At 51.1% G+C, this 25,844-nt stretch carries 20 protein-coding genes; 9 read left to right on the top strand and 11 right to left on the bottom strand.

The window, feature by feature from the left end; genetic code table 11:
• Positions 1-110 precede the first annotated feature (110 nt).
• On the top strand, positions 111-2,006 hold the full coding sequence (locus tag A3848_RS08955) for a PrkA family serine protein kinase (RefSeq protein WP_074084618.1): 1,896 nt from the start codon (positions 111-113) through the stop codon (positions 2,004-2,006).
• 257 nt (positions 2,007-2,263) lie between these two features.
• Here A3848_RS08955 and A3848_RS08950 read toward each other — a convergent pair whose 3' ends face one another.
• Complete coding sequence (locus A3848_RS08950) at positions 2,264-2,998, bottom strand: hypothetical protein (RefSeq protein WP_074084617.1); 735 nt, start codon at positions 2,996-2,998, stop codon at positions 2,264-2,266.
• A gap of 539 nt (positions 2,999-3,537) precedes the next feature.
• Between A3848_RS08950 and A3848_RS08945 the strand changes: the two genes are divergently transcribed.
• Both A3848_RS08945 and A3848_RS08940 read left to right on the top strand, forming a co-directional pair.
• Positions 3,538-4,239 carry a Type 1 glutamine amidotransferase-like domain-containing protein gene (locus tag A3848_RS08945; RefSeq protein WP_074084616.1) on the top strand — a complete coding sequence of 234 codons (702 nt, stop codon included), beginning with the start codon at positions 3,538-3,540 and terminating at the stop codon, positions 4,237-4,239.
• A 34-nt stretch (positions 4,240-4,273) separates the two neighbouring features.
• A complete protein-coding gene (locus A3848_RS08940; RefSeq protein WP_074084615.1) occupies positions 4,274-5,266 on the top strand; it encodes a phosphotransferase enzyme family protein in 993 nt (330 codons plus the stop codon).
• A gap of 472 nt (positions 5,267-5,738) precedes the next feature.
• Here the strand turns inward: A3848_RS08940 and A3848_RS08935 are convergent, their stop codons facing one another.
• From A3848_RS08935 to A3848_RS08920, 4 genes are all read right to left on the bottom strand, one after another.
• Positions 5,739-7,280, bottom strand: a complete 1,542-nt coding sequence (locus A3848_RS08935) for a DUF3502 domain-containing protein (RefSeq protein ID WP_074084614.1) — start codon at positions 7,278-7,280, stop codon at positions 5,739-5,741.
• 136 nt (positions 7,281-7,416) lie between these two features.
• Positions 7,417-8,301: a carbohydrate ABC transporter permease gene (locus tag A3848_RS08930; protein WP_074084613.1), complete on the bottom strand. Its 885-nt coding sequence runs from the start codon at positions 8,299-8,301 to the stop codon at positions 7,417-7,419.
• A gap of 12 nt (positions 8,302-8,313) precedes the next feature.
• Positions 8,314-9,300 carry an ABC transporter permease gene (locus A3848_RS08925; protein ID WP_083606735.1) on the bottom strand — a complete coding sequence of 329 codons (987 nt, stop codon included), beginning with the start codon at positions 9,298-9,300 and terminating at the stop codon, positions 8,314-8,316.
• Between the two features lie 293 nt (positions 9,301-9,593).
• A complete protein-coding gene (locus A3848_RS08920) occupies positions 9,594-11,822 on the bottom strand; it encodes an AraC family transcriptional regulator (RefSeq protein ID WP_074084612.1) in 2,229 nt (742 codons plus the stop codon).
• A 211-nt stretch (positions 11,823-12,033) separates the two neighbouring features.
• Here A3848_RS08920 and A3848_RS08915 point away from each other — a divergent pair, with 211 nt between their 5' ends.
• Both A3848_RS08915 and A3848_RS08910 read left to right on the top strand, forming a co-directional pair.
• Complete coding sequence (locus A3848_RS08915) at positions 12,034-13,599, top strand: glycoside hydrolase family 43 protein (RefSeq protein WP_074084611.1); 1,566 nt, start codon at positions 12,034-12,036, stop codon at positions 13,597-13,599.
• Positions 13,600-13,616: 17 nt separating this feature from the next.
• Positions 13,617-15,071, top strand: a complete 1,455-nt coding sequence (locus A3848_RS08910) for a glycoside hydrolase family 28 protein (RefSeq protein WP_074084610.1) — start codon at positions 13,617-13,619, stop codon at positions 15,069-15,071.
• Between the two features lie 32 nt (positions 15,072-15,103).
• On the opposite strand, the gene A3848_RS08905 is transcribed toward A3848_RS08910, so the two are convergent.
• Positions 15,104-15,967: a helix-turn-helix transcriptional regulator gene (locus tag A3848_RS08905; RefSeq protein WP_074084609.1), complete on the bottom strand. Its 864-nt coding sequence runs from the start codon at positions 15,965-15,967 to the stop codon at positions 15,104-15,106.
• Between the two features lie 72 nt (positions 15,968-16,039).
• Between A3848_RS08905 and A3848_RS08900 the strand changes: the two genes are divergently transcribed.
• Genes A3848_RS08900 through A3848_RS08890 form a run of 3 tightly spaced genes read left to right on the top strand, consistent with a single transcriptional unit; the run spans position 16,040 to position 19,161 of the window.
• On the top strand, positions 16,040-16,930 hold the full coding sequence (locus A3848_RS08900; protein ID WP_074084608.1) for a pectinesterase family protein: 891 nt from the start codon (positions 16,040-16,042) through the stop codon (positions 16,928-16,930).
• Between the two features lie 44 nt (positions 16,931-16,974).
• On the top strand, positions 16,975-18,003 hold the full coding sequence (locus tag A3848_RS08895; protein ID WP_074084607.1) for an alpha/beta hydrolase family protein: 1,029 nt from the start codon (positions 16,975-16,977) through the stop codon (positions 18,001-18,003).
• A 42-nt stretch (positions 18,004-18,045) separates the two neighbouring features.
• Positions 18,046-19,161: a glycoside hydrolase family 88/105 protein gene (locus A3848_RS08890; RefSeq protein WP_074084606.1), complete on the top strand. Its 1,116-nt coding sequence runs from the start codon at positions 18,046-18,048 to the stop codon at positions 19,159-19,161.
• Here A3848_RS08890 and A3848_RS08885 read toward each other — a convergent pair.
• Positions 19,156-19,641: a DinB family protein gene (locus A3848_RS08885; RefSeq protein WP_083606734.1), complete on the bottom strand. Its 486-nt coding sequence runs from the start codon at positions 19,639-19,641 to the stop codon at positions 19,156-19,158. The genes A3848_RS08890 and A3848_RS08885 overlap by 6 nt on opposite strands.
• A 157-nt stretch (positions 19,642-19,798) precedes the next feature.
• Here A3848_RS08885 and A3848_RS08880 point away from each other — a divergent pair, with 157 nt between their 5' ends.
• Positions 19,799-20,728 carry an AraC family transcriptional regulator gene (locus A3848_RS08880; RefSeq protein WP_256702242.1) on the top strand — a complete coding sequence of 310 codons (930 nt, stop codon included), beginning with the start codon at positions 19,799-19,801 and terminating at the stop codon, positions 20,726-20,728.
• A 314-nt stretch (positions 20,729-21,042) separates the two neighbouring features.
• Here A3848_RS08880 and A3848_RS08875 read toward each other — a convergent pair whose 3' ends face one another.
• The 4 genes from A3848_RS08875 to A3848_RS08860 all read right to left on the bottom strand — a co-directional run bounded on the left by A3848_RS08875 (position 21,043) and on the right by A3848_RS08860 (position 25,601).
• The gene (locus tag A3848_RS08875) at positions 21,043-22,929 is read right to left on the bottom strand and encodes an FtsX-like permease family protein (RefSeq protein WP_074084605.1); all 1,887 of its coding nucleotides are present in this window, start codon (positions 22,927-22,929) and stop codon (positions 21,043-21,045) included.
• Between the two features lie 64 nt (positions 22,930-22,993).
• Entirely contained in the window at positions 22,994-23,767 is a 774-nt protein-coding gene (locus A3848_RS08870) for an ABC transporter ATP-binding protein (protein ID WP_074084729.1), read from the bottom strand.
• A 140-nt stretch (positions 23,768-23,907) separates the two neighbouring features.
• The gene (locus A3848_RS08865; RefSeq protein ID WP_074084604.1) at positions 23,908-24,903 is read right to left on the bottom strand and encodes a sensor histidine kinase; all 996 of its coding nucleotides are present in this window, start codon (positions 24,901-24,903) and stop codon (positions 23,908-23,910) included.
• Positions 24,900-25,601 (bottom strand): response regulator transcription factor, encoded by a 702-nt coding sequence (locus tag A3848_RS08860; RefSeq protein ID WP_074084603.1) that lies wholly within the window; start codon positions 25,599-25,601, stop codon positions 24,900-24,902. Before A3848_RS08860 ends, A3848_RS08865 begins: the two co-directional genes overlap by 4 nt.
• Between the last annotated feature and the right edge of the window lie 243 nt (positions 25,602-25,844).

The raw sequence follows: 25,844 nt of genomic DNA, 5'->3' as shown, positions 1-25,844 counted from the left end.
ATTATAGCACAGCAAAAAAGAGGTCAACTATTCCGGGCCCGCCGCATAGTTATGTAATACACTTTCTAAGCTGGTGGAGCAAGTAGGAGCGCAAGAGGAGGCAGCGAGCAATGGATATATTTGAGCGTATAGCTTCGTATCGGGCTGAGAACGACCGTTTGGCGTGGAGCGGCACCTTCAAGGAGTATATAGAACTGCTGAAAAAAGATCCCTCTCCCGCGAAAACGGCTCATTCCCGCGTATACGACATGATCAAGTCACACGGCGTAGAGGATATCAACGGACGCAAACGGTATAAGTTTTTTGAACAGGAGATCTTTGGACTCGATCGTGCGGTTGAGAAGCTCGTGGAGGAGTATTTCCATTCTGCCGCCCGGCGGCTGGATGTGCGCAAACGGATATTGCTGCTGATGGGACCGGTCAGCGGGGGCAAATCGACACTGGTTACTCTTCTGAAGCGCGGGCTGGAGCAGTATTCGCGGACGGATGAAGGCGCAGTGTATGCCGTGGAAGGCTGCCCGATGCACGAAGATCCGCTGCATTTGATTCCGCTGGAGCTTCGTCCGGAGATCGAGCGGGAGCTGGGGGTGCGTATCGAAGGCAACCTGTGCCCGTCCTGCCAGATGCGGCTCAAAAATGAATATCATGGCGACATTGAACAGGTAAAGGTAGTGCGTGTGCTGTTGTCGGAAGAGGAGCGTGTCGGCATCGGGACCTTCAGTCCTTCCGATCCGAAATCGCAGGATATCGCCGACTTGACGGGCAGCATCGACTTTTCGACCATTACCGAATACGGTTCGGAATCTGACCCGCGCGCCTACCGCTTCGACGGGGAGCTGAACAAGGCCAACCGCGGGCTGATGGAGTTCCAGGAAATGCTCAAGTGCGACGAGAAATTCCTCTGGAACCTGCTGTCACTGACTCAGGAAGGGAACTTCAAAGCCGGCCGCTTCGCGTTGATCTCTGCCGATGAGATGATCATCGCGCACACGAATGAAACGGAATATAAATCCTTCATCTCGAATAAAAAGAACGAGGCGCTTCAGTCCCGCATGATTGTTATGCCCGTCCCTTATAACCTGAGAGTGTCTGAAGAAGAAAAAATCTACGCCAAGCTCATTGCCCAAAGCGACATGAAGCATGTGCATATTGCCCCTCATGCGCTGCGCGCGGCGGCGATTTTCTCGATTCTGACCCGCCTCAAGGAGAGCAAGAAGCAGGGCATGGACCTGATCAAAAAGCTGCGCATGTACGACGGCGAAGAAGTGGAAGGCTACAAGGAAGCCGATCTCAAGGAAATGCAGACCGAATATCTGGACGAAGGCATGTCCGGCATTGATCCGCGGTATGTCATCAACCGGATTTCCAGTGCTTTGATCAAAGGCGATTTACAGTGCATGAACGCGCTGGATGTGCTGCGGGCAATCAAGGACGGCCTGGATCAGCATCCTTCGATTACGAAGGAGGAGCGCGAGCGTTATCTGAACTTCATTTCCATTGCCCGTAAGGAATATGACATTCTGGCCAAAAGCGAAGTTCAAAAGGCTTTTGTCTACTCCTTTGAGGAATCCGCCAAAACGCTGTTCGAGAATTACCTCGACAATATTGAAGCCTTCTGCAACTGGACCAAAATCCGCGATCCGCTCACGGATGAGGAGATGGAGCCGGATGAGCGGCTGATGCGCTCCATAGAAGAGCAGATCGGCATTTCCGAAAATGCCAAAAAAGCCTTCCGCGAGGAGATTCTGATCCGTATTTCCGCTTACTCCCGTAAAGGCAAAAAGTTCGAATACAACAACCATGACCGGCTGCGGGAAGCCATCGAGAAGAAGCTGTTCACCGATCTGAAGGATATTGTCAAAATCACCACCTCCTCCAAAACGCCGGATGAAAGCCAGCTGAAGCGCATCAACGAGGTTTCCAGACGCCTGATCGATGAACATTCCTATTGCCCGATCTGCGCCAACGAGCTGCTGAAATATGTCGGAAGCCTGCTGAACCGCTAAGAGAGTATTAGCCTGCAACTCAAAACTGACTGAGCATCTGCTTATCAGCCGGGTGGTTAGGTCATAAGTGAAACATGCAAGGACTGCCTGCTGGCGGTCCTTTTTTCCGTGAAATGATTTTTTCCTGCACCGGACCATTGAAGTTAAATCTAATGTACTGCTTGTCCCATAACAGGTATACTTGCATGTTCGGCGGTGTCAGAGGGGGGGCTGACCGCCCCCTCCTGCAACCTAACGAGGAGTTTTACTATGCTGACTTATTCCTGGGACTCCGTAGACTCCTTGGTGCCAGCGTCTTTGCCGCCAATCTTAAAGCCTAACTGTCCATTATATTTGCCTACCTGACCGGCAACCCCTAAGCCTGCACCTTGACCGCCGCCGAGTTGTGCCTTGGCATGGGCGCCGAGACCATGATCACCACCGAGCTGCAAATGGGTTTGAAGCCCTGCGCCTTGACTGAAGCCCAGATGTCCTTCGGCATCCGCACTCAGACCGTAGGCTCCACCGGCTTGCGCCCCCGTGTGAAAACCTGCGCCTTGACCCCCACCCAGCTGGGTTTTGGCCTGAGCGGCGACTCCGTACTTCCCTAGGGCCTGAGCTTCTGCACTCAGCCCCAGACCCTGGCTGCTGTTCAGATGGGTATTGCCTTGCGCCTGGATTCCATACGATGGAGCGCCGATGTGGCCGCCTGCATGCATACCCGCGCTGCCATAGTCAACATTCCCGCCAGCATTTAAGCCAATGCCGTGTTTGCCGCCTACTTCTCCTCCGGTATCTGCATGAATCCCTGGCCCGCTGCTCACGCCTGCGTTCAAATGCCCGCTCATCAGTTCTTGTGTTGCGGATTGGCTGTCTGACGGCTGTGCTGCCGGGCTGCTGTCTGAGCGGACCAGATGATAGTAATGAGAGTAAGGGTAGGGGGTGGAACGGGAGGAATAAGGATATGCGGATGGATAAGCCTGGCTGTTTGGATATTCATTCCCAAAGGTCATGTGGGATACCTCCATTATTCAATTAATTACAACAGCCTATTCAGGGTACCGTGGAAATGATACTGACTTTGGTGGGCATTTGGGGATGATACATGACGCGGTGCCGGGAGGCCGGCTGTATGAAAAGAATAAAAGTGTGCCCGCCGGTAATCGGGGCACACTTTTTTTAATGCCTTTGTCAGGATCTGCGCAGTTTTCAATAAACGTATAACAACTCTATTACACTTTCAATGCGCCAAAGTGTACGGTACAAAAGTCGGTTTAAACTACTTAACGGGAAACGATAGCTCAACAATCAGATCTATAGCGTGAAAATAAAGGCTGCTGGCAGATTGGTAGCCTTTTAAGCTAACGGGCAGTTTGACGTGGAAATATATTTCACATGTTTAAATTCCATGTTATGGTAATGTGGAGTTAAATTTATGAAAAGTATACAAGAGATGCAAGCGAAATGGCTGAAGAACCGTTCATCTTTCTAGCGTGTATAATTTTCGTTAAGATTGGATGAATGTAAATAATACATATGGAGGTAATTAAGGTTGAGTACTCACTACTATTTCAGTTGGTTTAATCATTTTTTTCCAGAGAAGCTGGTTCATTGTTTGCATGAGGATATACAAGACAGAAAATCGCTTGTTATGATTAGCGCTGATCCATCAGGTTATACAGGTGAGCCAATTAACATTGATGATGTCTCTGAATGTACATGGTTAAATCAGGCTAACATTATTTTTGATGAATATCATTTCATTGATTACCGCATGCAGAAGGAAGATGCCCAGCGATTCATTCAGGGCGCTTCTGTCATTTTTTTATGCGGTGGAGATCCTGTTTTGCAAAATGATTTTTTGGCAGATTATGAATTATCGGATGTGATTAAGAACAGCAATGCCGTTATAATGGGTGCCAGCGCTGGTGCGTTAAACATGGCTGCAGAATGGTTATGCTTGAAAAACACTGGCAATGAAGTGGAAACTAGTACTATTTATGATGGTATTGGCTTTGATCATTTTGCCTATGAATCTCATGCTAAGCGCGACTACGCTACGTTTGTTGAAGGCTACCTGTTCCCCTTGTCTGAAGAGATCGATGTTTATGCAGCAGAACAGGAGAGTGCAATGCGTGTAAAGGACGGCAAAATAGAAATAATGGGTCCTGTATATTTAATTTCCCACTCCAAGATTCAGAAATTGGTTGAGACGCTGTTAAAGCGATGTAACAGTAATGGGTTAGAATTATAGTATTCGATCTAAATTCAATTACCAAGGAGAAATCATGGACCCCAAAATAAAACTGATGTTCCTGGATGAACATGCTGCTGAAGGTGCTGAGCGCTTCGGGATCAGTCCAAAAGATCTGACTTTCATCGGAGGCTTTCAAAACTTTATTTATTCCTATAATCGCGATGAATCAAAATATATTCTCCGTTTTACTCCGGGCACACTTCGCACGTCGGAAGGACTTGCAGCTGAAATAGAATGGATTCGTTATCTTTCGGACAATGGTATGTCGGTATCAGACCCGGTTGTATCGGTTAATGGAAAGGATTTTGAACATATCGAAGGGAATACGATGGATTTTTACGCAACCTCTTTCAACTATGCACCTGGCAGAAAAATCGGATATCCAGAATGCCTGGGCAATTCAATACTTTATGAACAATGTGGTCGCATAACAGGCCGTCTTCATGAACTGACCAAGCTGTATAAACCTGTATCCACAAGACACACTTGGGAATTTAATGATTACCTCTTACGAGCGAAAGATTATTTACCGGCAGAGCTACAACCCATTATTATTCATGCTATTGATGAACTTACAGCAAATCTGGCTGGTCTGCCTGTGACATCTGATCATTTTGGTTTAATTCACGGAGATATCAACGTAGGTAATTTCACGGTCAATGAATCAGGGCAAATAACGCTCTTCGACTTCGACGAGTGTCAGTACAGTTGGTATGTCGAGGATATTGCTATCCAGCTCTATTACTTGCTGTATGTATTCGGGGAAGATTCGAAGTCTGAACGTAAGGCGCAATACGAACTTTTCATTAAACATTTCGAGCTAGGCTACACTGAGGATGGCCGACAAATGCCTGACGGCTGGGAAAATCAGATGAAGCTTTTTCTTAAACTACGTGAAATTATCGTAGTCGGCGGTATGTACCGGAGTTGGGATTTAACTCAACCCGATGATTGGACCCGCGATTTCTTGCAAGATAGTAGAATGCGCATTACAAAAGGGATTTCGTTGATCGATGAGTTCTAGAACTCCTAAACTGTTTTCACCGAATAGCCGGAGCCGCACCGAACGGCCGGATTGACCATAGGGGCAAGAAGGTAGCATGGTGGATGTGAATACCTCATCTTCACTGCGCAACTTCGTTTGGGCACTGATTTATACCACGACTGAATGGATGGTGAGAACACAAAAATGAGGAGAGTAGAAGTTCTGCCCCATAATCCTCTCTGGGTTTCAAAATTTGAGGAAGAAGCAGAAAACCTTCGACGATGAATACCCAGAAGATATAAAACAATTTTTCTTAAAGAAGAAATTATAGTATAAATATTTTCTATTGAATGCTAACGAAGAACGTTAGTTAAAACGACAACAGCGGCAGTCTAAGACTTTATTTAGTCTTATTCTGCCGCTGCTTCTTTTAATTGATCAGTCAAAAACTAATGATTCAAAAGCTGGCGATTCCGAGTTTTCAACGAACAGTGGTGCTGTGTATATCAGCTTATTTTGATTTCGCGTACCACTCCGAAAACTGCTTCTGGTACTCCGCGATATACTTATCAATTCCCGCCGCCTTCAGTCTTTCGAGCGCTTTCGGGAAGGCCGTATCATAGTCGCTGAAGCCGCTGCCGATTGGGGCGAGGTATTCAGTGAATACGCCGTTCAGTTTCGTTTCTTCATTCTTGACCGGCGTATTGTCGAAATTGAAGCCGGCGCCTTTGGAGATAATGGCTCCGTCATCCCAGGCTTTGTACTTGGCAATGAAATCATCCGGCACGGTGTTGTCGAAGCGGATGAAGTTTTTATTCATCAGCAGCCAGTCGGGAATCAGTGAATCGGTGCTGATTTTGGTCAGACGGCCGTTATCATCCAGGGTATAATCGGTTCCCTTGATCCCGTAGGCGAACAGGTCGTACAGCTCCTGATTTTTTTGCAGGAGATTGAAGAACATAACGTAGCGTTCAGGGTCCTTGGCGGCAGCAGAGACGAAGAAGGCGGTGCTGTACGTGCCGCGGCTGATTTTTGGGCGGCCGGTGCCGAGGAAATAGTTAACCAGCTTGGCGTCAGGTACTGCCTGGGAGATGGTTGCTGCACCCTCGAACGGACGGGCCGCCGTGCCTGCCCAGAACATCGCTTTGCCGGAATTCCAGTCGGACTGCAGCTGTGGAACATTGGTAGCGGCATATTTCGGGATGATGCCTTTTTCATACCAGCCGCGCATCAGCTTGGCATAAGCTTTGAACTCATCGGATTCAAACCAGTTAATGATCTGATCGTTCTGTGCCGATTCATCGAGCGCAATGAAATCATTCTGCCAGTACAGATTTTTATCGGTGAAGTCATATTGCAGCATTCTGCGGGCATCGGTACTGGCGTAACCGATCAGCTCGGGATGAAGGGCATGCACTTTATCATAGAATTGTTCCAGCTCAGCCAGTGAAGTTACCTGCTTCATGCCGGCTTCTTCCAGTAAATCCTGGCGGACGAGCACGCTGTAGAATTCTGCGGAATTCGGCTTGTTGCCAACCGGGATGGCATATTGCTTGCTGTCGAGCTGAAAAGCGGTAAAGGAGGCTTCATCCACCGTTTTGCTCAGATCAGCCGCAGCCCCGACATAGGGGGTAAGATCGGCATAGAGTCCTTTGGCTACAGATTTCACCATGTAATTGGCATCGGTATAGGTGGCGAAATCCTCACCCGTTGAGAGCATCAGATCGGTTTTGCCTCCGCCGTATTCGGTCCAGGGCAGGAACTGAAATTCCACCTCGGCATTGATTTCTTTTTTGATTACATCATAGAAATCAGTCTTCGCCAGCTCCTTCATCCGGTTCGACTCATCCCCGTAGAGGACAATTTTCAGCTTGGCCGGCGCCAGGGTGGTACCTCCAGTTCCACTGTCCGCCGTAGCTGCAGGGGCTGTACCTCCGCTGCCGCTATTGCCGGAATCACCGGAGTTAGCGCTTTCATTATTACCCTGAGAGCAGGCGCTTAACAGGAACACAGCAGAGAGGAGCAGACTTAACCAACCTTTTTTCTTTTTCATGATGAACCCTCCTGAAATAGAATGTACTTATGAGGCATATATTGCATAGGCTGTGCTCCCTTAACCCATTGTACAACAAGTCGGCGGCGGGGAGCAGGGGCCTGGAGCAATCCATATTGCGGCAGTGTACCGGAAATCAGCCTTTGACTGACCCGACGACAATGCCCTTGACGAAGAAGCGCTGTAGAAAAGGATAAAGAATGGCGATCGGCAGAACGGTCAGACAGGTCATGGCCATCTTGGCCGTCTCGAGCGGTGGAGCGATAATGGCGCCTCCAACCTGTGCGGCGTTGCCGGAAGCGAGGAACTGGATGTTCGCCATCATGTTGTACATTAAATACTGAATCGTGTAGAGATCCTGGTCGGATACCAGCATCAGCGGCAGGTAGAAGTCATTCCAGAACTGCAGCGCATAGAATAAGGAGATGGTGATAAGCCCGACCCGGCCGAGCGGAATCATAATGCTGAAAAAGATCCGCAGGTGGCCAGCCCCGTCGATTTGCGCCGATTCTACAATTTCATGCGGTATGCTGCGGAAATAGTTCGCCATCAGGAACATCAGAAACACGCTCAGTACATAAGGAATGAACAGCCCGAGCAGGGTATCGCCTAAGTGATAATATTTGGTGCTGAGCAGATACCAGGGCAGCGTTCCGCCGCTGAACAGCATCGTGAAATAAGCGAAGAAGGCGAAGAAATTTTTGAGTTTGAAGCCTTTGACCGAAATGACGTAAGCATAGGCGGTAGTTACGAGCACGGCGGTGAGGGTACCCAGCACGGTTACAACCACCGACATGGAATACGCCCTCAGAATCTGCTCTGCTTTGGAGCCAAACAGGAATTCGTAGGTTTCAAAGGTGAAGCCTCTGGGCCAGAACGAGTATCCCTCAGCGGCGATCCGCGATTCGGTGGAGAGTGAACCGGATACCGCCAGCACAAACGGCACGAGACAAATGGCTGAAAAAACGGCTATACAGGCATAAAAGAGGATGAGCAGTCCTTTGCTTTCGGTAGTTTGCATACGTTTGGTCTCCTAAAATAGTTTGCTGTCTTTGTCATACCAGCCCGCCAGCTTGTTCGCCAGCAGCACCAGAATGAAGCCAAAGACGGATTGGTATAGCGTAATGGCTGAAGCAAAGCCGAACTCGCCGGACCGGATGGCGGTGCGGTAGACATACACATCGATGATGTCAGTAGTCGGCAGAAGCAGCGGATTGAGGAAGGTTACACCCATAATCATGCTGAGATCGCCTTTGAGCATTCCGCCAATACCGAGCAGAGTCATCAGAATGATGGATGGAATCAGCATTGGTATGGTGATTTTGGTAATAATCTGCCACCTGGAAGCCCCGTCGATCCGTGCGGCCTCATAGTAGGAGGTATCGATTCCCTGCAGTACAGCGTAGTAAATAATCGCGCCATAGCCTGCACTTTTCCAGATATTCGCTAGCACCAGAATGATTACGAACAACCAGGGGCTGGAATACCAGTCCATTTGGGCCAGGCCAAGTGACTGAAACAGCTGGTTCAGAATCCCTTTGTCGTAGTCAAGCAGGGAGAAGAGAATCGCCCCGATAATAATCCAAGAGATAAAATACGGGAAGAACATCACGCTCTGCGTTACTTTAATGAACCACTTGCTGCGCAGCTCATTCAGAATCACGGCGATAGCTACTGAAAAGAATGTGCCGGTCAGCATATAAAGCGCATTCAACATTACGGTGTTGCGTGTAGCTCTCAGGGCATCCTCCATACTGGAGAAGAAGAACTCGAAGTTGGAGAAGCCCGCCCAGGGGCTGCCGAAGATTCCGTCGTTATAGTTGTAATTTTTGAAGACGAGAATCAGTCCGCTCATCGGCAGGTACGCAAAAAGAATTAAGATGATGATACCTGGAAGCGCGAGCAGGTACAGGGAGCTGTCCTTTCTCAGGGATTTGCGGAGGCTTCCGGTTCTGGCGGCCTTAAGCTTCAGGCTCAGGCTTTGCCGTCCCGGCTTCTCCGGTGCAGCCTCTTGAATCATTGACCATTCACTCCTTTATGACTAGCGTTATCACATCTCCCCGTATTTCAGGGGCATGCTTTACAAGGCAAATCATAAATCCGCCGCAAATGTAAACGCTATCATAATAAACGGGAAAAGGTTAAAAAAACGGAATCAGCGGCCTTAAAAAAACGAAAAAGGCATCACATTTCTGCTTTTTGAGTGCATCATGGGCTTTTTTGGCCCCAAAAAAGGATGTCCGGGCCATTTAAACGGCCGCTGGACATCCCTGGATTTTTACTTGGACTGCTTAAGCAAGCGGATTGGTGAGGCTAATCCTGATGCTGCAGAATATGATTCATTCTCCATTTGGAGGGCGTTACCCCGTATCGCTTCTTGAATTGGGTTGTAAAATAGGTGCTGCTGTTATACCCGACCTTTCCGGCAATTTCCTGAATATCCATCCCGAGCTCCGTTACCAGCAGTAGCTGTGCCTGCTCCAGGCGCAGGAGATTGACGAAATCGGGAAAGCTGCTGTCCACTTCATCGGCGATCAGCCTGCTGAGATAGGCGGGACTAAGCGACATTTTCTCGGCAAGGGCGTTCAGCGACAGCCTGGGATCATCATAATGCTCCCGGATATAACAGATCGCTTCGGCTGCAATACTCCGGGTCTGTACAGCGCTCATGGCGGAGATCCGCGCGAGGGCGGCGTAACAGCCGGCTTCCATCCAGCTGCGCAGTTCGTCATAGCTGCGGATCTGCCAGATCCGCTGGTAATCATCCAGAAAGCCGGAGTGCTGCGCCTCGCTGTTAAGCTCGGCGGTGCGGCTCAGCTCAAAAGCAAGCCTCGACAAGGCGATGGTGGCAGGCTCTGCCCGGTAACTGGTCACAACCGCCAGCAGCCGTTCTACCGCCTGCGGAATGTGTACCCCCTGCTCCGGCAACCTGACTGCCTGCAGTACAGGTTCAAGTGTACTTTCAGGTACCGGACTGCTGTTCAGGTGGATGGTATCATCCGCAAAGATAATATTCTGCTTATTGTGAAATTTAATATATTGCAGGCATTCGGCAGCTTCATTATATTTGGGTTTTAGGTTGCTTAGATCAACCGACAATCCGCTAATGCCAAAGGCGCAGCGGATACCGGACGGGGGGAACAGGGTAGCGGTCTCCTCCCATTTACTGCGGTATAAGGTATAATCCCCGAAGCTTCCGCTATTCAGCTCACTGAGAATGAGAACAGCAGACCCTTCATGCGGCAGGAAGGATTGCACCTCAGCCAGCGCGGAGAATTCTGTGCGGATCTGCTGAATCACTTCATTGCATATATTCCAGGCATCCCCGGATGGTCCTTCGGCTAGTACCTCCAGCACGCATACGCAATAGGCTCCTCCAGACGAGCCTAAGCTCATATTGGGATTATCGCGGTTATCCGGAGCTCCGCGGGGCGAGAGCAGCCAGCGCATCAAGGCACTGTCATGATTCTCCTTCTTCAACTGGTCCAGCTTGACCCCGATTATCTCTAATTCCTGACTGGCTGCATCGAAATCCCCACCTGTCTTCAGTGCCTCTTCATTGCCGGACAGATGGATGATATTGCCGAACAGCCGGCCGATAGGCTTGTAGATTTGCCGGGAGATTAGGCCTGAGATCACGGATGCGGCCAGAATAAGGGCAAGACATAGGCCAATCATCAGATTACGGGCGCTGGAGATATCCCGGATGCTGTCCTTATAGGAAGTCTCCGAGACAAACCACAGCTTATCCCCCGGTGAGTACACGAAGGTAATCAGTTGGGGTTCGCCGGCACCTTTATAGACGAAAGAACCTCTTTCAGCGGAGGAGGCAACGATCTTCTCCAGCATGCCGGAATCCAGGGGATTTCCGGAAAGTGCGCTGTGCATAAGAACTGTAGCGTTCGCATCAAGCACGGCATAACGTGTCGCTTCACCTTCTGTCTGTGTGAACAGATTATTCTGCAGCTTGGACAAATTGACCGTTAACGCCACTGCCCCGTAATACGTACTGTCCGCGAAGGCCCGGTCATTATAGAAAACGGTCAGCAGTGTCACGGGAGCGCCATTGTTCAAGGTAGCTTTCCACAGGAAAGGGGATTCAATAATGCGGCTGTTCCGCATCAGCTGTGATAACTCCAGCTTGGACGACGGGCTCAGCGGCATATTTTCGAACATGGCGACGGGCTCTTTTACACCAAAGATGTATGCGTTCTCAAGATACTGGTTGACTACCAGTGCGCCGCGGATCTGGCTTAGGGCACTGTAGAGCTGGTCGCTCCAGTCTGTATCCCCGCTCATCATCAGCGCATTGATATTCGGATTGGCATAGAAGTCCATCGTATAGTTCTGGACGATCTCTTTATAGTTTATAAATACGGTTTCGGTATTCAGCAGAACATTCTGGTTCGCTTTATTGACACTTGCTATCGAAATATTCCGGTACCAGTAAAAGATTACAACTGCCAGCACAAGGATGCAGCAGACAGATATCGTGGTCAGACTGATGAAAAACCGGGTGTATAATTTCTTTTTTTTCCCCATGCTGATCGCCCCTTTGTGTAAATCCTACTACACTCATTCTAGAGGGACAAGTTATTCCCTGACAAGGTAGGATAAGATGGGAAAAATAATAAATAGAGCATAGAAGTATAAAATTGGAGAAACAGAGCATAGAAAATGCAAGAAAGTTAAACTTATACGAACTATAATTGGTTGTGCTTACATTTTAAATGCTTTGAGGAGGCTTCCTATATTGAGAACATTCCGCAACCCGATACTGCCGGGTTTCTACCCTGATCCTTCGGCCATCCGCGTAGGTGAGGATTACTACCTTGTGACTTCCAGCTTTGAGTTCTTCCCCGGTGTTCCGGTCTTTCACAGCAAGGATCTGGTGAACTGGCGGCAGCTTGGGCATGTGCTGGACCGTCCGTCTCAGCTGAATCTGGATCATACGATTCCGTCTATGGGCATCTGGGCGCCGACCATCCGCTATCATGAAGGCATCTTTTATATGATTACTACCTATATCGATAATGACAAAAATCAGCACAATTTCTATGTTACGGCGACCGACCCCGCCGGGGACTGGTCCGACCCGGTATGGCTGGAGGATGCGCCGGGTATCGACTCCTCATTATTCTTTGATAACGACGGCAAAGTGTATTATACCGGTAACCGGGTTCCGCCGGAAGGCCAGGATTACCCGAAGCATATGGATATTTGGCTGCAGGAAATCGACCTTGCAGCGGGTAAGCTGACCGGACCCAAGATCAGCATTTGGCAGGGGGCACTCAAGGTAGCTCATGCACAGGAAGGTCCGCATGTCTACAAAATCGGCGGCTGGTATTACGTCCTGATTGCCGAAGGCGGAACTGGCCATACCCATGCGATTACTATCGCCAGAAGCAGGAATGTGACCGGCCCTTATGAAGGCCATAAGGCCAATCCGATTCTGACCCACAGGCATCTCGGCAGACAATATCCTATTGTCAATGTCGGCCATGGGGAACTCGTAGAGACCCAGCACGGGGACTGGTGGATGTTCTGCCTGGCTTCACGGACAAACGGCGGTTATTACCGCAATCTGGGACGGGAAACCTTCCTTACGCCGGTTGCATGGGAGAATGAATGGCCTGTAGTGAATCCGGGCAAAGGGGTCCTGGAATTTGAAGCGGCGGCTCCGGATTTGCCGGAGACGAAATGGCCGGAGCTGCCGGTGCGTGATGATTTTGAAGATCGTGTGCTTGCACCGGTATGGAACTTCCTGCGGACACCGCGCGGCGGATTCTGGAGTCTTACGGAACAACCGGGGGTACTGCGGCTGCAATTGAAGCCGGAGCGGCTCTCCGAGATCAGCAACCCGTCCTTTGTCGGAAGACGCCAGCAGCATCTGAGTTTCAGAGCGGCTGCGGACATGACATTTAGACCGGGTACAGAGAATGAAACCGCAGGTTTTGTCCTGCTGCAGAATGCGGATTATCATTTCAGGTTTGAATTGGGACTGGATGCCGGGGAGCAGGTGCTGCGCCTGATCGAACGCCGGGGCGGCAGTGAACAGCTGCTTGCTGCAGATCCGTATCCGCAGGATAAGGTGCAGTTTAAGGTAGAGGCCAAAGGGCAGGAATACTGCTTCTTTTACAGATCGTCGGAAGCTGACAAGTGGATTGCTCTGCACGAAGGGGCTGACGGAAGAGTACTCAGCACCGATCTGGCCGGAGGGTTTACAGGGGCTTACATGGGGATGTATGCAAGCTCACAGGGGACGGAGAGCGGTAATTACGCCGATTTTGACTGGTTCAGCTATGAAGGACTTGAGTAAAGGGGAGGGACAGGACGATGAACGGCAAGCAGAGTTCTAATTCTTATCCGCTGCCTGAGCTTCCGCAGATTCCTGATCGGACGTTTAACATAACCAATTATGGGGCGCAGGGCGACGGAATTTCACTCTGCACCTCTGCTATTCAGGCTGCGCTGGACGACTGTGCTGCTGCCGGAGGAGGAAAGGTAGTTATTCCGTCCGGAATCTGGCGTACAGGTCCGCTTACTCTGCATAGCCGGATTAATCTGTCTGCGGATCGGGGGGCACTTGTATTGTTTGCTGCTGACCCGGAGCTGTACCCGCTCCTTCCTTCGCATTATGAGGGAACGTCCGGCTGGCGCTGCCAGGCGCCTCTGGACGGAGAGGCATTAAGTGATGTTGCGATTACGGGAGAAGGAATCTTCGACGGCAGCGGTGATGGCTGGCGGCCGGTAAAACGGTTCAAAATGACGGAGCAGCAGTGGAAGAAGCTAACCAGCTCCGGTGGTGTGCTTGATGCGGAGAATGAAATTTGGTGGCCTTGCCGTGAAGCGATGGAAGGGGAGGCCTACGTCCGGAAACGGCTGGAGAACGGAGAAACCGGGATGGAGGCTTATTTGCCGGTTCGGCCATATCTCCGTCCGGCCTTGCTCAGCTTGCGGAAATGCTGCAGAATACTGCTTGAGGGACCGACGTTCCAGAATTCCCCTGCCTGGTGCCTTCACCCCATGGGCTGTGAGCAGGTTACCGTGCGGAGTATCCAGGTGCGCAATCCGTGGTATTCGCAGAACGGGGACGGTCTTGATCTGGAATCCTGCACACATGCACTTGTCGAGCACTGCAGCTTCGATGTAGGGGATGATGCGATCTGCCTGAAGTCGGGCAAAGACGAAGAAGGCCGCAGGATGGGCATGCCCTGCCGGTATATTACGATCCGGCATTGTACCGTGTATCACGGGCATGGCGGGGTGGTCATCGGCAGCGAGATGTCCGGCGGAGTACATGCGGTCAGAGTTAATGACTGCCTGTTCATCGGCACGGATATCGGCCTGCGGTTCAAAAGCGCCAGAGGCAGAGGCGGTATAGTTGAGGATATTGTTATGGAGAATATCACAATGAGCGGCATTCTCCACGAGGCGGTGTCATTTCATATGTTCTATGCAGGAGTTGAGGGCTCGGAAGGGTATAACGGACAGCTGTTCCCGGTAACCGAGGCCACCCCGGAGTTCCGGGATATTTCCTTACGGAACATCATCTGCCATGGAGCGGCCACCGCACTGCTCGTAAACGGGCTGCCGGAAATGCCGCTGGCCGGTCTTGCTGTCGAGAACTTTCATGCGGTAAGTGAGCGCGGGATCATTCTGCGCCATGCCGAAGGAGTGCTGCTGGACCGCATCAGCCTGCAAACCCCGGCATTGCCGGCACTGCAGATGCATAGTAGCAGCGGTGTCACGTTAACGAACTCGGGAGACTTGGTCCTTACAGAGAGTTAACGAATGCCTGCGGGCCTGAACCGGAATTCACACTATGCCCTGGATGAAGGGCGCGACCTTGCTTCCTTCCGGTATTGGAGCGGGGTCAGACCCGTTGATTTTTTAAATGTCTTATTGAAGTGGGAGAGATGCTCGAACCCGACGGCAGAGGCGATTTCCTGAATTTTGCCGCCTGACCCGGCGAGCAGCCGCTCGGCTTCCCTGACCCTGATGTGGACGATGTATTCACGGAAATGGAAGCCCGTCAACCGGTGGAATACCCGGCTTAAATAAGAGGGGCTGATGAAAAAATGTCCGGCTGTCTCTTCAAGGGTCAGTGACTCCCGGTAATGATCTCGGATATAGGTTGCGACTTCCGTGACCAGCTGATGCAGCGGATGCTTCGTGCCTCCAGCCTGTGAGGTGGTCTCTGAACGCTGCAGCAGGATCATCAGCTCGGTCAATAAGGTGATTACGCAGGTCTCATAATACGGGCGCTGCAGGCGGCATTCCTCCAGCATCCGGGTCAGCAGGCTCTCCGCCTCGTCCTGTTCGCGCAGTGTCAGCCTGAACAAGCGGTAGCCCCGGCTGTGAAACCACTGAGCTCTATTCCGCAGCGCCGGCGGCAGCAGGCTAGGATCATAATTGATCAGAATCCGCTCGAACTCGGCTATCTCGGAGCTGGCGGTGGCATGAAGCTCGCTGCCGGGAATCAGGATCAGCTCGCCTTTATGTACAGTAACCACCCGGTCGTCCACAAAATATACGCGCTCCCCCTCTAGCAGGTAGTAGAGCTCGGTCCATTCGTGGCTGTGGGGACGCGGCATGGCGGTAATGCCCTTACGCTTCATATGCTGGATGCTGTACCGGCCGTCTTCAATATGATATTTGGGATTTGGACTGCTTACGCTGGTCATGAATCTCCTCTTCTCTCCTAACCGTTACGGTTATTATAGAATAAATACAGGTTGATATGAAAGGAGCCGCACATGCTAATTACAGTCTCCCAAAAAAGCACTGAAGGATTTGCCAGTCTGCAGGCGGCGCTGGATTCTATCCCGCCGGAGCATACCTCAGAGGTAACGATCCGCATTAAGCCCGGAATTTACGAAGAGAAAATCACGGTAGGGCCAGAGGCGCCTCCGATCCTGCTGCTTGGCGAGGACCCGCAGTCGACCGTTCTCACCTGGTCAGATAATGCCCATACGCTTGGAGCTGACGGTGAGCCGCTGGGCACATTCCGGTCAGGAACGCTGAACGTGTTTGCCGAACATTTCACGGCGGAGAATCTGACGATCTGCAATGCCTCCGGTCCGGGCACCGGGCAGGCGGTGGCGGCCTTCATCGATGCCGGACAGGCGGTCTTCCGCCGCGTACGTCTGCTTGGAGATCAGGACACGCTGTATACCGGACAAGGCAAGCAGTACTACGATAACTGCTATATCGAAGGCGATGTGGACTATATTTTTGGAGCCGCTACAACTTTATTCGACCGCTGCCACCTGCACAACAAGCGTTCCAGAGGCTACATCACAGCCGCTTCCACCCCTGAAGGGGCAGCTTTCGGCTATGTGTTCCTGGATTGCCGGATTACCGGAGGGGAGGGCGTAAGCGAGGTGTACCTTGGTCGCCCTTGGCGTCCCCACGCGCATGTTGCCTTCATCCGCACCAATATGGACGGTTCAGTCATCGGCGAAGGCTGGCATAATTGGGGGCAGCCTGAACGGGAGGCAACCAGCCGCTATGAAGAATTCGGGAGCAGCGGACCCGGAGCCCATCCGGAAGCCAGGGTAGCATGGTCCCGGCAGCTAAACCCGCAGGAAGCTTCGGAATACAGGGTACTCACTGTATTGGACGGCTGGCATCCGGAGGGGTATTAAGCGTCCGCTTACAGCGCGAACTGCATTTAGGAGGCGAACCATGGATGGATGTACTACAGCAATACATGAATAAGTTGACGGGTTCAGCACCACGCAGTGCTGCGTTCCGTGCTGACATTCCTTACGGGGAATGGCGTTCTATGCTCGCTGCCGGCTTCACCGGGCGGCTGGGCGGGTTCCCGGAGACTCCGGCTGAGCTTCAGCCGGTATTGCTGGAGCGGGTCGCCTGCTCCGGATATACCCGGGAGCGTATAGAGATCACTACCTATGACGGATTGAGGATGCCTCTATACCTCCTCATCCCGGAACAGGCGGTTCCTTCCCCGGTGCCTGCCGTGATTGCCGTTCACGGACACGGCTACGGCAGCCGGGAGATTACCGGCCTGAATCCGGACGGGTCAGACCGTGAGGGAGAAGCGGGACTGCATAAGGATTTTGCTGTCTCTCTAGTGAAGCAAGGGTATGTGGTCGCTGCCCCGGAAGTGCTGGGATTCGGTGACAGACGCCTGGCAGAAGACCTTGCCAGCGGTGAGCCGGGACGGAATTCCTGCTTCCGTCTGTCCTCGGCGCTCTTAATGACCGGGCAGACCATGGCTGGCTACCGCATCTATGAAACGATGCGGATACTGGATTATTTGCAGACCCGGGATGAAGTTATAGGTGAACGGATAGGGATCATGGGCATTTCCGGCGGCGGATTGGTGGCCGGCTTCACAGCAGCACTTGACGAGCGGATACGTTGCGCCGTGGTGAGCGGATATGCGAATACTTTTGCAGACAGTATTCTGACGCGGAACCATTGCCTGGATAATTATATCCCCGGGATTCTGCTCGAAGCAGAGATGCCTGATCTGCTGGGTCTGATTGCACCGCGCGGACTGTTCCTGGAGTCGGGGGATGCAGACCCTCTATTCGGCCCGGAAGGGACGAGGAAGGCTTTAGCCAGACTGCAGCTTATTTACAGTGCCGCCGGACAGAACGGGCAGGTTGAGGCGGATTTTTTCACAGGCGGTCATGAAATTCATGGAGAACCGGCGTTTGCCTGGCTGCGCAGGCAGCTTGCCGGTAATTAAGGCCAAACTTAGCTTGCAAGGCAAGCGACTGGAGGAATTGGGATGTCTATATCAGAAGCAAGCACAACAAGCTGGTCCCGCAAAATTGCGGATACGATTCTCAGCCAGTGCAACGAACAGGGTGAGCATGCCTTTGTGCTGGAACGCTGGGCTTATGTCCCTGGCATGCTGCAGATGGCGGTGGCACGTGCTGGTGTCCAGCTTGGTGAGCCTGAATACGTGGGCTATATGCAGAGGCATATGGACAGTTTCATCGGAGAGGACGGATCAATCCGTACGTACCGGCTGGAGGAGTATAATCTTGACCAGATCAACCAGGGCAAAAATCTGTTCCTGCTGTATCAGCAAACCGGAGAGCAGCGTTATGCCGAAGCCGCTCATATGCTGGCTGCCCAGCTAATCGGACACCCCCGAACCTCTGAGGGCGGATTCTGGCATAAGAAGGTATATCCGTTCCAGATGTGGCTGGATGGGCTGTATATGGCATCGCCGTTTCTTGCGGAGTATGGCGCAGTCTTTCAGCGTCCTGAACTGATCGACGAGGCCGCTCATCAGCTTCTGCTGATTGAACGCAGAACCCGCGATACACGGACCGGGCTGCTCTATCACGGCTGGGATGAATCGAAGGAGCAGGAATGGGCCAATCCGGTTACAGGCCTGTCCTCCCATTTCTGGAGCCGGGCGATGGGCTGGTATGCGATGGCGGTGGTGGATTGCCTGGAACATTTCCCGGTTACTCATCCTAAGCGGGGAACAATCATCGGAATATTCCAGCGGATGTGCGGAGCACTTGTGGAGGTACAGGACAAAGAGACCGGACTCTGGTATCAGGTGCTGGATCAGGCGGACCGCAAGGGGAATTACCTGGAAGCCTCCGGCTCATGTATGTTCGTCTATGCAATGGCCAAGGGGCTAAGACTAGGCTATCTCGAACCTTCATTTCATGAAGCCATGCGGAGCGGCTATGAGGGGATTCTGACGCATCTGGCCGGTGAAGATGATCAAGGCGCTCACCTGCATCGAATCTGCCATGGTGCCGGGCTGAGCAAAGACCGCAACGGCTCCTATGACTATTACATTTCTGAAGCCGTATTGTCCGATGTACCGATGGGCGTTGCTCCTTGGCTGCTGGCTTCACTTGAAGTAGAGAAATTATGATGTCGCACCCGGCCGTATGTACTGCTCCATTTGCTGCTTATGGTGTTTGTCATGGGGAATAAAGTCTTCCAGATAACCCCGGATGCTGAATTTCTGGCCGTCCCCGTCAATATACTCCTTCACCAATTCTTCATCGCTTAAAGCTGTGGCGGCATCCAGGATTTTGGTCCGGTAGAGCACGAATTGTCCGATAGCCGCCTGCTTCGTCAGTGACTTGGCATATTCAATAGCGCGGGCGTTGAACTCATCAAAGTTTGGCTGCCGGAGGGTCAGCGGCTGACCCTTTATTATTTTGGCGAAAGCTTCTTCATAAAAGTACTTGTCCCACTGCGTAAGGTGGCAGAGCATTTCTTTTAATGTCCATTTGCCTGCCGCGACCGGAGTTTCCCAATGCATCTCATCGAGGGTATTCAGCGATTGGATGTAAGGGATCAAAGACCGGAATTCAAACACCAGTTGCTCGTTCGTAGCCGCTGCCATAACAAAGACCTCCAGTTCAAATATATATTCAGCTTCTTCTATATCTTCACTATATCCTATGAACTTGACTACAGTCCGTCAGGTTAGAATAATTGCTGCGTGAAAGATCTCAAGTATAGCAAAACAGGAACAGCCCACCTGGCAGGCAGTTGTTATAATGAAATCACCGATCGGGGAAAGGCTGGGTGGCTGCTTGAATTACAGCAAGGATATGGAGAGATGCATTGAATATATTGAACAAAATATAAAAGAAAATTTGACCGCCGAGGAAATTGCCGCGGAGACGGGATATTCGCTGTATCATTTCAGCCGGGTGTTCAGCCTGTGCAAGCAGATGTCTGTGATGGAGTATGTGCGCAGCCGCAAGCTGTCTTTGGCAGCGGTGGAGCTGTTCAGCGGCAAGCGGATCATTGATATCGCGCTGGAGTACGGCTTTGAGACGCAGAGCGGGTTCACGAAGGCGTTCCGCAAGGCTTTTGGCTACAGTCCCTCGCAATATGCGGCGCGGATGAATGGTTATCTTCAGGACGGTCCTATTTTTGAAATCGGAGGATATCTAATGAATCCAGTGATTGTACAGAAACCGGCTTTTAGGGTCGCAGGCTACGGCATAGCAACAAATGTAGCGGAAGGCAGCTATACAAAGGATATTGCTTCCTTCTGGAGCCACTATGAAGGTGAAAATCTGGAGTCTAAAATGTACGAAATCCTCGCTCCACCTAAACATGGAGAAGTTGGGTTATGTGCTCCGGCATTGGACAGCGGCAATGCTTCATATCTGCTTGGTGTGATTGTGGACGATTTCTCCAAGGTCACACCGGATATGCTGACAGCTGAAGTGCCGGAGGCCCAATATGCCGTATTCACTACACCGCCTGTGGATACTTCGGAGGGGAAGGATCAAGAGGCGTTCGTGCAGGTGATTAAGAGCACCTGGAAGTATATTTTTGAGGAATGGTTTCCGGGGAGCGGGTACGATTATGATGACGGTAAGCTGGATTTTGAGTTCTACGACGAGCGCTGTCATTCCCGGGTGGATACAGTGATGGAGATTTATGTTCCGGTGAGGGGGCGAGCGGGAAAATAGTCATGTGTGCCAAAGGCTGTTCGGTGAATAGCCGCAACTGCGGGAATGTTTGGACTTCCGGCCGCTGTTAAGGTTGGATTTCTTGATTTGAGCCGCTGTGCAGCGGTGGAAATCCAACCTTAAAGGCGGACGCTGGCGCTCCTCCAGTTCCAAAATTCCCTCCGTTACTCTCACCTTCACAACCTTTACCTATTATTCCTATTTGCACGGTCGCTGTGGGTAGCGACCGTGCAAAAGGCCCGCTCGCACAAAAATATGTGCTGGCGGGCCTTTTGCAACATGCCGGTCCGGTGGCCCTTTAGAGATAAGGACAATCAGTTAAAGCCCGCTGAATGTTTCAAATGCTGTAAATAACGGGCACGGATCAGCAGAAAGTACAGGATTTGCGCGGCAAGGAAAACGATGTAGACCGTAATGGCCGATTGAGTCACCGGGGAATGGAATAGATTATGCAGAGCGTAGAGCGCAACTGAGCTATGGATGAGTGAGACCGTGAGCGGTACGAAAAACAACAGCGCCAGCTGTAGAGTTGTCACCTTCTCAAGCTCCTTGCCGGTCAATCCGATCTTCGTTACGGAACGGTACTTCTGCTTGTCATCATTCAGGTCGGTAAACAGCCGGAAATATAGAAAGCTTCCCGATGCAACAAAAAATATTGAGCTGATGAACAACCCGACGAAAAGCATCAGATTATAGGTCCGCTTCATCTGCTCCTCCAAATAGGCAGAAGATGCGAACCAATAACCGGAGGTTGGTGCATGTCCGAGCTGCCCGGCGATGGCCTTCCCGGTCTCCGCCGTTGAATCGGCGCTGTCCGTATTGTAACTGGTTAAAAGCTGTTCTTTTTTCGGATTGCCCAAGGAGTCAAACATCCGATCCGAAACGATCAACAGCGGTTCATCGATCATGGGAGGCGTGACCGCCTTTCCGACCGTTTGTTTCATGTTGAATGTGATGGATGTTCCCTTTATGGACCACTCGTGTTCCGGAAACGGCCGGTTTGTCATGGTCCAAAGGGTCGCAGCTTCATTTCCCTGCAGTGACAGTTCCGGGTAATCCAAGGCTTTGGCTAGCTTGGTATATTCGGACAGGCGGATGAAGTTCAGAGATTGTCCATTTATCGAATCGAAGCTCGCTACATGAACAGACCATTTATCATAACGAATTCCCCGTTCTTTGAGCACTTGTTCAATTATTTTCGTGTGATAGGCTGCCTGCCCGGCATCGCCGGTAGTTTGGATGTAATTATAGGCGAACGGGTAAGCAGCCGAGACTTGTTTGTGGATGGTTTCCAGAAATCCCATCAAGCCGCCCATAGCGCAAATGGCGACTGTCGAAACGATCGTCACCAGAAAGAACATGCGGGCGTTGTCCTTCATGCGGTAAGCCATGTCAGATAAAACGAGCACATTTGTTTTGCGCAAAAAGACAGCGCGGTTGCTTCTTAAAGCGCGAATCACAAACACGCTTAATTGGGTGTACAAAAAGTAAGTGCCGATGATCACTATGACCGTGACCGGCAATAGAGCGAAAACGACCGTGGCACCTTTCACCTGGAACGAGATGATGTATCCGGCAAGCAGAAGGCAGAACGCTATAATGGAAAGAAAAACGGATGCTTTAGGCTCAGGCTTCGGTTTGGCGCTGCTTTTCAGCAGATCGATCGGCTTGCTGGCCCGTACGAATACGGCTGTGAACGCGGAAATGACGAGAAACAACAGCACGAATGCGGACAGAGTGAGCAGAATGGCTGTGCCAGGCATGTAGTATGGCAGCGGGCTCATGTGCATCACATCGGCTCCGATCATCATGAATAGCTTGGCGAACAGCATGCCGGCGGCAAGACCTGCCACGATGGAAGCGAAACCGATCACCATATTTTCGATAAAGACGATCTGTCGCAGCTGATGGTAGGTCATACCGTGCATGATGAGCACACCGAATTCCCGTTTGCGGGATTTCAGGAAGGCACTGCCGGAATAGAGTACGAAGAAGATGGAGAACACATATACGATATATTCCGCAACAGTCATTGCCTGAGCCGCCGATCCGTTGAAACCGGAATTTTTAATGGCAGGGTGAAAAATAAAAACAGCATACATGAAAAAGATCATCACCGAAAACGTGCTGCTCAGAAAAAAAGCGGCATATGTCCGTTTGTTCCGGCTAACATTACGGAAGGCAAATTGTCGCAACGTCATTTATTGACCCTCCAGGCTTGTTACCGGAATGGTCATCATGGACAGGATACGCCGGGAGCTCCTCTTAATGAACACGAAGCGGTGAAAGCTCATGTGCATTCCCTCCCATTAGCGAAAGCATGTCGATAATCTGCTGGAAGAAGGCCTGCCGGTTGTTCCCCCTGTAAAATTCATTATAGAGCCGGCCGTCCTTGATGAATACGACCCGGTGGCAGTAGCTGGCCGCGAGAGCATCATGGGTGACCAGCAGCATGGTCGTATGATCGGTATGGTTGATGGTCTCCATCATTTCCATGACATCGCGTGAGGATTTGGAATCGAGATTTCCCGTCGGTTCATCGGCCAACAGCAGCGAAGGGGAATGAATGATGGCCCTTGCAATGGCGGCCCTCTGCCGTTGACCTCCCGACACTTCATAGGTTCGTTTATTCAGAATTTCGGTGATGCCCAGTTTTTCGGCCACCGGATGAAGCTTGGCGTCCATCTCTTTCACACTTTTCCCGTCCAGCGTAAGAGGGAGAATGATATTTTCCCCGAGGGTCAGCGTATCCAGCAGATTGAAATCCTGAAAGACAAAGCCCAGCTTCCGTCTGCGGAACAGGGCCAGATCGTGTTTGGATAACAAATGAGGGTTTTCGCCATGAATCAACACTTCCCCGGAGGTAGGCGTGTCGATTGTGGATACTACGTTCAGCAGCGTTGTTTTGCCACTGCCGGAAGGACCCATAATGCCGACAAATTCGCCTTTCCCAACAACCAGGTTCATATCACTCATCGCTTTATACCCCATGCTGCCATCATATACTTTTGCCAGATTGCGCACGATTAACATATCCATATCAAGCATTCTTCCTTTCATGGGGCCGGAATTTCGACTATCCAAGGCTCTCCCGCATAATCATAACCGCTCCACAATCGCTATCCCATCGATTATCCTTAAACCAATCTTACAATGCTGTAATAAAAAACAAAGCATGTTCATGGAGCTTGAACATGCGTGATTCCCATCCATATACGTACTGCGGTTCCTTGGCCCTGCTCGGATTCAATCTCGACTTGATGATCAAGCCGTGAGGCGATTTCCCGAACCAGGTAGAGACCCATGCCGGTGGATTCGCCGAACCGTCTTCCGTTTTCCCCTGTAAAATAGGCATCGAACACCCGCTTGATATCCTGTTTCGGGATTCCCGCGCCGTTGTCCCGAATCTCAAGAGCGGCTCGCTGTCCGCGTACATCCGAGCGAATCAGGACACGGCTGCTTGCGCCTGCCGAATACCGTACCGCATTGGTGATTAATTGGCTAAGTGCGAATGCAAGCCACTTGTCATCAGACATGACCATCAGCCGGTCATCCACCTGGATTTCCGGGAAGACCTTATTGCGGATAAATAAATTTTTGTGTTCAGCCACCACTTTCCCGACCAGCTGATGAAGCTGCACCGGCTCCGCTACGAAATCCTGCTCGAATGCATCCAAGCGTGAAGTATACAGCACCGTGTCAAGCCCCTTCTTCAGCTTGTCTATTTCCTCTCGAAGGCTGTCAAAGAAGGGGTCGGTTTCATTCTGAACCGCAAGATGCATAACGGAGAGCGGGGTTTTCATCTGGTGCACCCACTGATTGATAAAGGTGATGTGATCGTTTAGCTTTTTCCGGTATTGTTGGATATCGTTCTGATACAGACGATAGTTCCCCTGGAGCAGATGCCGAAGTGCACCCGCGAGCGGTGCGTTCCCGATAAATTCGGCCGATTCGTCGATGGACAGAAGCGGACGGGTCAGCCTCCGGTAAAACCGGTAATGGCGGATATAACGGTATATCAGGTAAAACGCGAATAAGGCCGTATTTACGATGCAGATGTACACAAGATCGAAGGTATTCCGGAAACCGGATAAGCGGCACATATATACAGTCAGCAGAAGCTGTCCGGCATACATAAAGATTAACGGAGCCTGCTCTCTCCAAAACAGCCTCATGGCTCCTCCCTCCAGAAAGGCCGCAGTTTATATCCGGCTCCCCTTACGGTTTCCAGCGCTTCTTCAACGCCAAGCTCGGATAACTTTTTACGGATACGCGTGATATTGACATTAAGCGTGTTGTCATCAACTACCTGTTGACTGTTCCACAGCTTGTCCAGAAGATAGTCGCGGCTGACCACCTTGGAGCTGTTTTCCATCAGTGTTTCGATCAGCAAGGATTCTTTATGACTGAGATCTACGGTTTTGCCGGATAAGGTCAGCTCAAGCCTTTCGGGATACAACACGAGTCCTGTGCATTCTACGGTCCGTTCCCTCTTGCTCAGGGCGTATGAGCCGTAAGCGCGGCGAAGCTGGCTCTTGATCTTGGCCATGACCACTTCATAATCGAAGGGCTTGGCGATATAATCGTCAGCCCCGTTCTCCAGCGCCATGACCAGCTCCATCTTGCCGTCGCGGGCGGAGATGAACAGAATCGGGCAGGTGGAGACCGTCCGGATTTGTCTGCACCAGTAATAGCCGTCGTAACGGGGCAGATTGACATCTAGCAGCACCAGATCCGGACGAATGTCCTGGAACACCTCCATAACCCGGTCGAACTCCTGGACCGCTTTAGCCCGATACCCGTAATTCTCCACATAGGATTGAAGCAGCTGCGCCAGCTTAAGATCGTCTTCTACAATCAGGATACTAAACATAGATTTGGCTCCTTTTCTGATTTGAAAAAACACCAGCATGCCGTCTCCGAGGAGCGATGGGAACTTACTGTGTTTCTATGGCTTGAATAGGCTGGATTAGGTTCAGCTGTAAACTATTATAACCTCAAGCGGTACTCTTTCAAGCGGATGAGAAACCGTTATACGGGTCCTCCACTCCCACAAGCGAATTTCATACTTGTAAGATTAATGTAAGGTAAATCGATAGCTCAGTCTGGTCTGTGA

It is taken from the genome of Paenibacillus sp. P32E, from assembly GCF_001909085.1.
GTDB classification, from domain to species: Bacteria; Bacillota; Bacilli; order Paenibacillales; family Paenibacillaceae; genus Paenibacillus_AQ; species Paenibacillus_AQ helianthi.
This window is presented reverse-complemented; position numbering and strand designations above follow the sequence as displayed.

Excerpts from the sequence above, each read along its gene's own strand:
- A3848_RS08955 (WP_074084618.1), top strand. The coding sequence starts at position 111 with ATGGATATATTTGAGCGTATAGCTTCGTATCGGGCTGAGAACGACCGT.
- A3848_RS08950 (WP_074084617.1), bottom strand. The coding sequence starts at position 2,998 with ATGACCTTTGGGAATGAATATCCAAACAGCCAGGCTTATCCATCCGCA.
- A3848_RS08940 (WP_074084615.1), top strand. The coding sequence starts at position 4,274 with ATGGACCCCAAAATAAAACTGATGTTCCTGGATGAACATGCTGCTGAA.
- A3848_RS08935 (WP_074084614.1), bottom strand. The coding sequence starts at position 7,280 with ATGAAAAAGAAAAAAGGTTGGTTAAGTCTGCTCCTCTCTGCTGTGTTC.
- A3848_RS08930 (WP_074084613.1), bottom strand. The coding sequence starts at position 8,301 with ATGCAAACTACCGAAAGCAAAGGACTGCTCATCCTCTTTTATGCCTGT.
- A3848_RS08925 (WP_083606735.1), bottom strand. The coding sequence starts at position 9,300 with ATGATTCAAGAGGCTGCACCGGAGAAGCCGGGACGGCAAAGCCTGAGC.
- A3848_RS08920 (WP_074084612.1), bottom strand. The coding sequence starts at position 11,822 with ATGGGGAAAAAAAAGAAATTATACACCCGGTTTTTCATCAGTCTGACC.
- A3848_RS08910 (WP_074084610.1), top strand. The coding sequence starts at position 13,617 with ATGAACGGCAAGCAGAGTTCTAATTCTTATCCGCTGCCTGAGCTTCCG.
- A3848_RS08905 (WP_074084609.1), bottom strand. The coding sequence starts at position 15,967 with ATGACCAGCGTAAGCAGTCCAAATCCCAAATATCATATTGAAGACGGC.
- A3848_RS08900 (WP_074084608.1), top strand. The coding sequence starts at position 16,040 with ATGCTAATTACAGTCTCCCAAAAAAGCACTGAAGGATTTGCCAGTCTG.
- A3848_RS08895 (WP_074084607.1), top strand. The coding sequence starts at position 16,975 with ATGGATGTACTACAGCAATACATGAATAAGTTGACGGGTTCAGCACCA.
- A3848_RS08890 (WP_074084606.1), top strand. The coding sequence starts at position 18,046 with ATGTCTATATCAGAAGCAAGCACAACAAGCTGGTCCCGCAAAATTGCG.
- A3848_RS08885 (WP_083606734.1), bottom strand. The coding sequence starts at position 19,641 with ATGGCAGCGGCTACGAACGAGCAACTGGTGTTTGAATTCCGGTCTTTG.
- A3848_RS08880 (WP_256702242.1), top strand. The coding sequence starts at position 19,799 with ATGAAATCACCGATCGGGGAAAGGCTGGGTGGCTGCTTGAATTACAGC.
- A3848_RS08875 (WP_074084605.1), bottom strand. The coding sequence starts at position 22,929 with ATGACGTTGCGACAATTTGCCTTCCGTAATGTTAGCCGGAACAAACGG.
- A3848_RS08870 (WP_074084729.1), bottom strand. The coding sequence starts at position 23,767 with ATGGATATGTTAATCGTGCGCAATCTGGCAAAAGTATATGATGGCAGC.
- A3848_RS08865 (WP_074084604.1), bottom strand. The coding sequence starts at position 24,903 with ATGAGGCTGTTTTGGAGAGAGCAGGCTCCGTTAATCTTTATGTATGCC.
- A3848_RS08860 (WP_074084603.1), bottom strand. The coding sequence starts at position 25,601 with ATGTTTAGTATCCTGATTGTAGAAGACGATCTTAAGCTGGCGCAGCTG.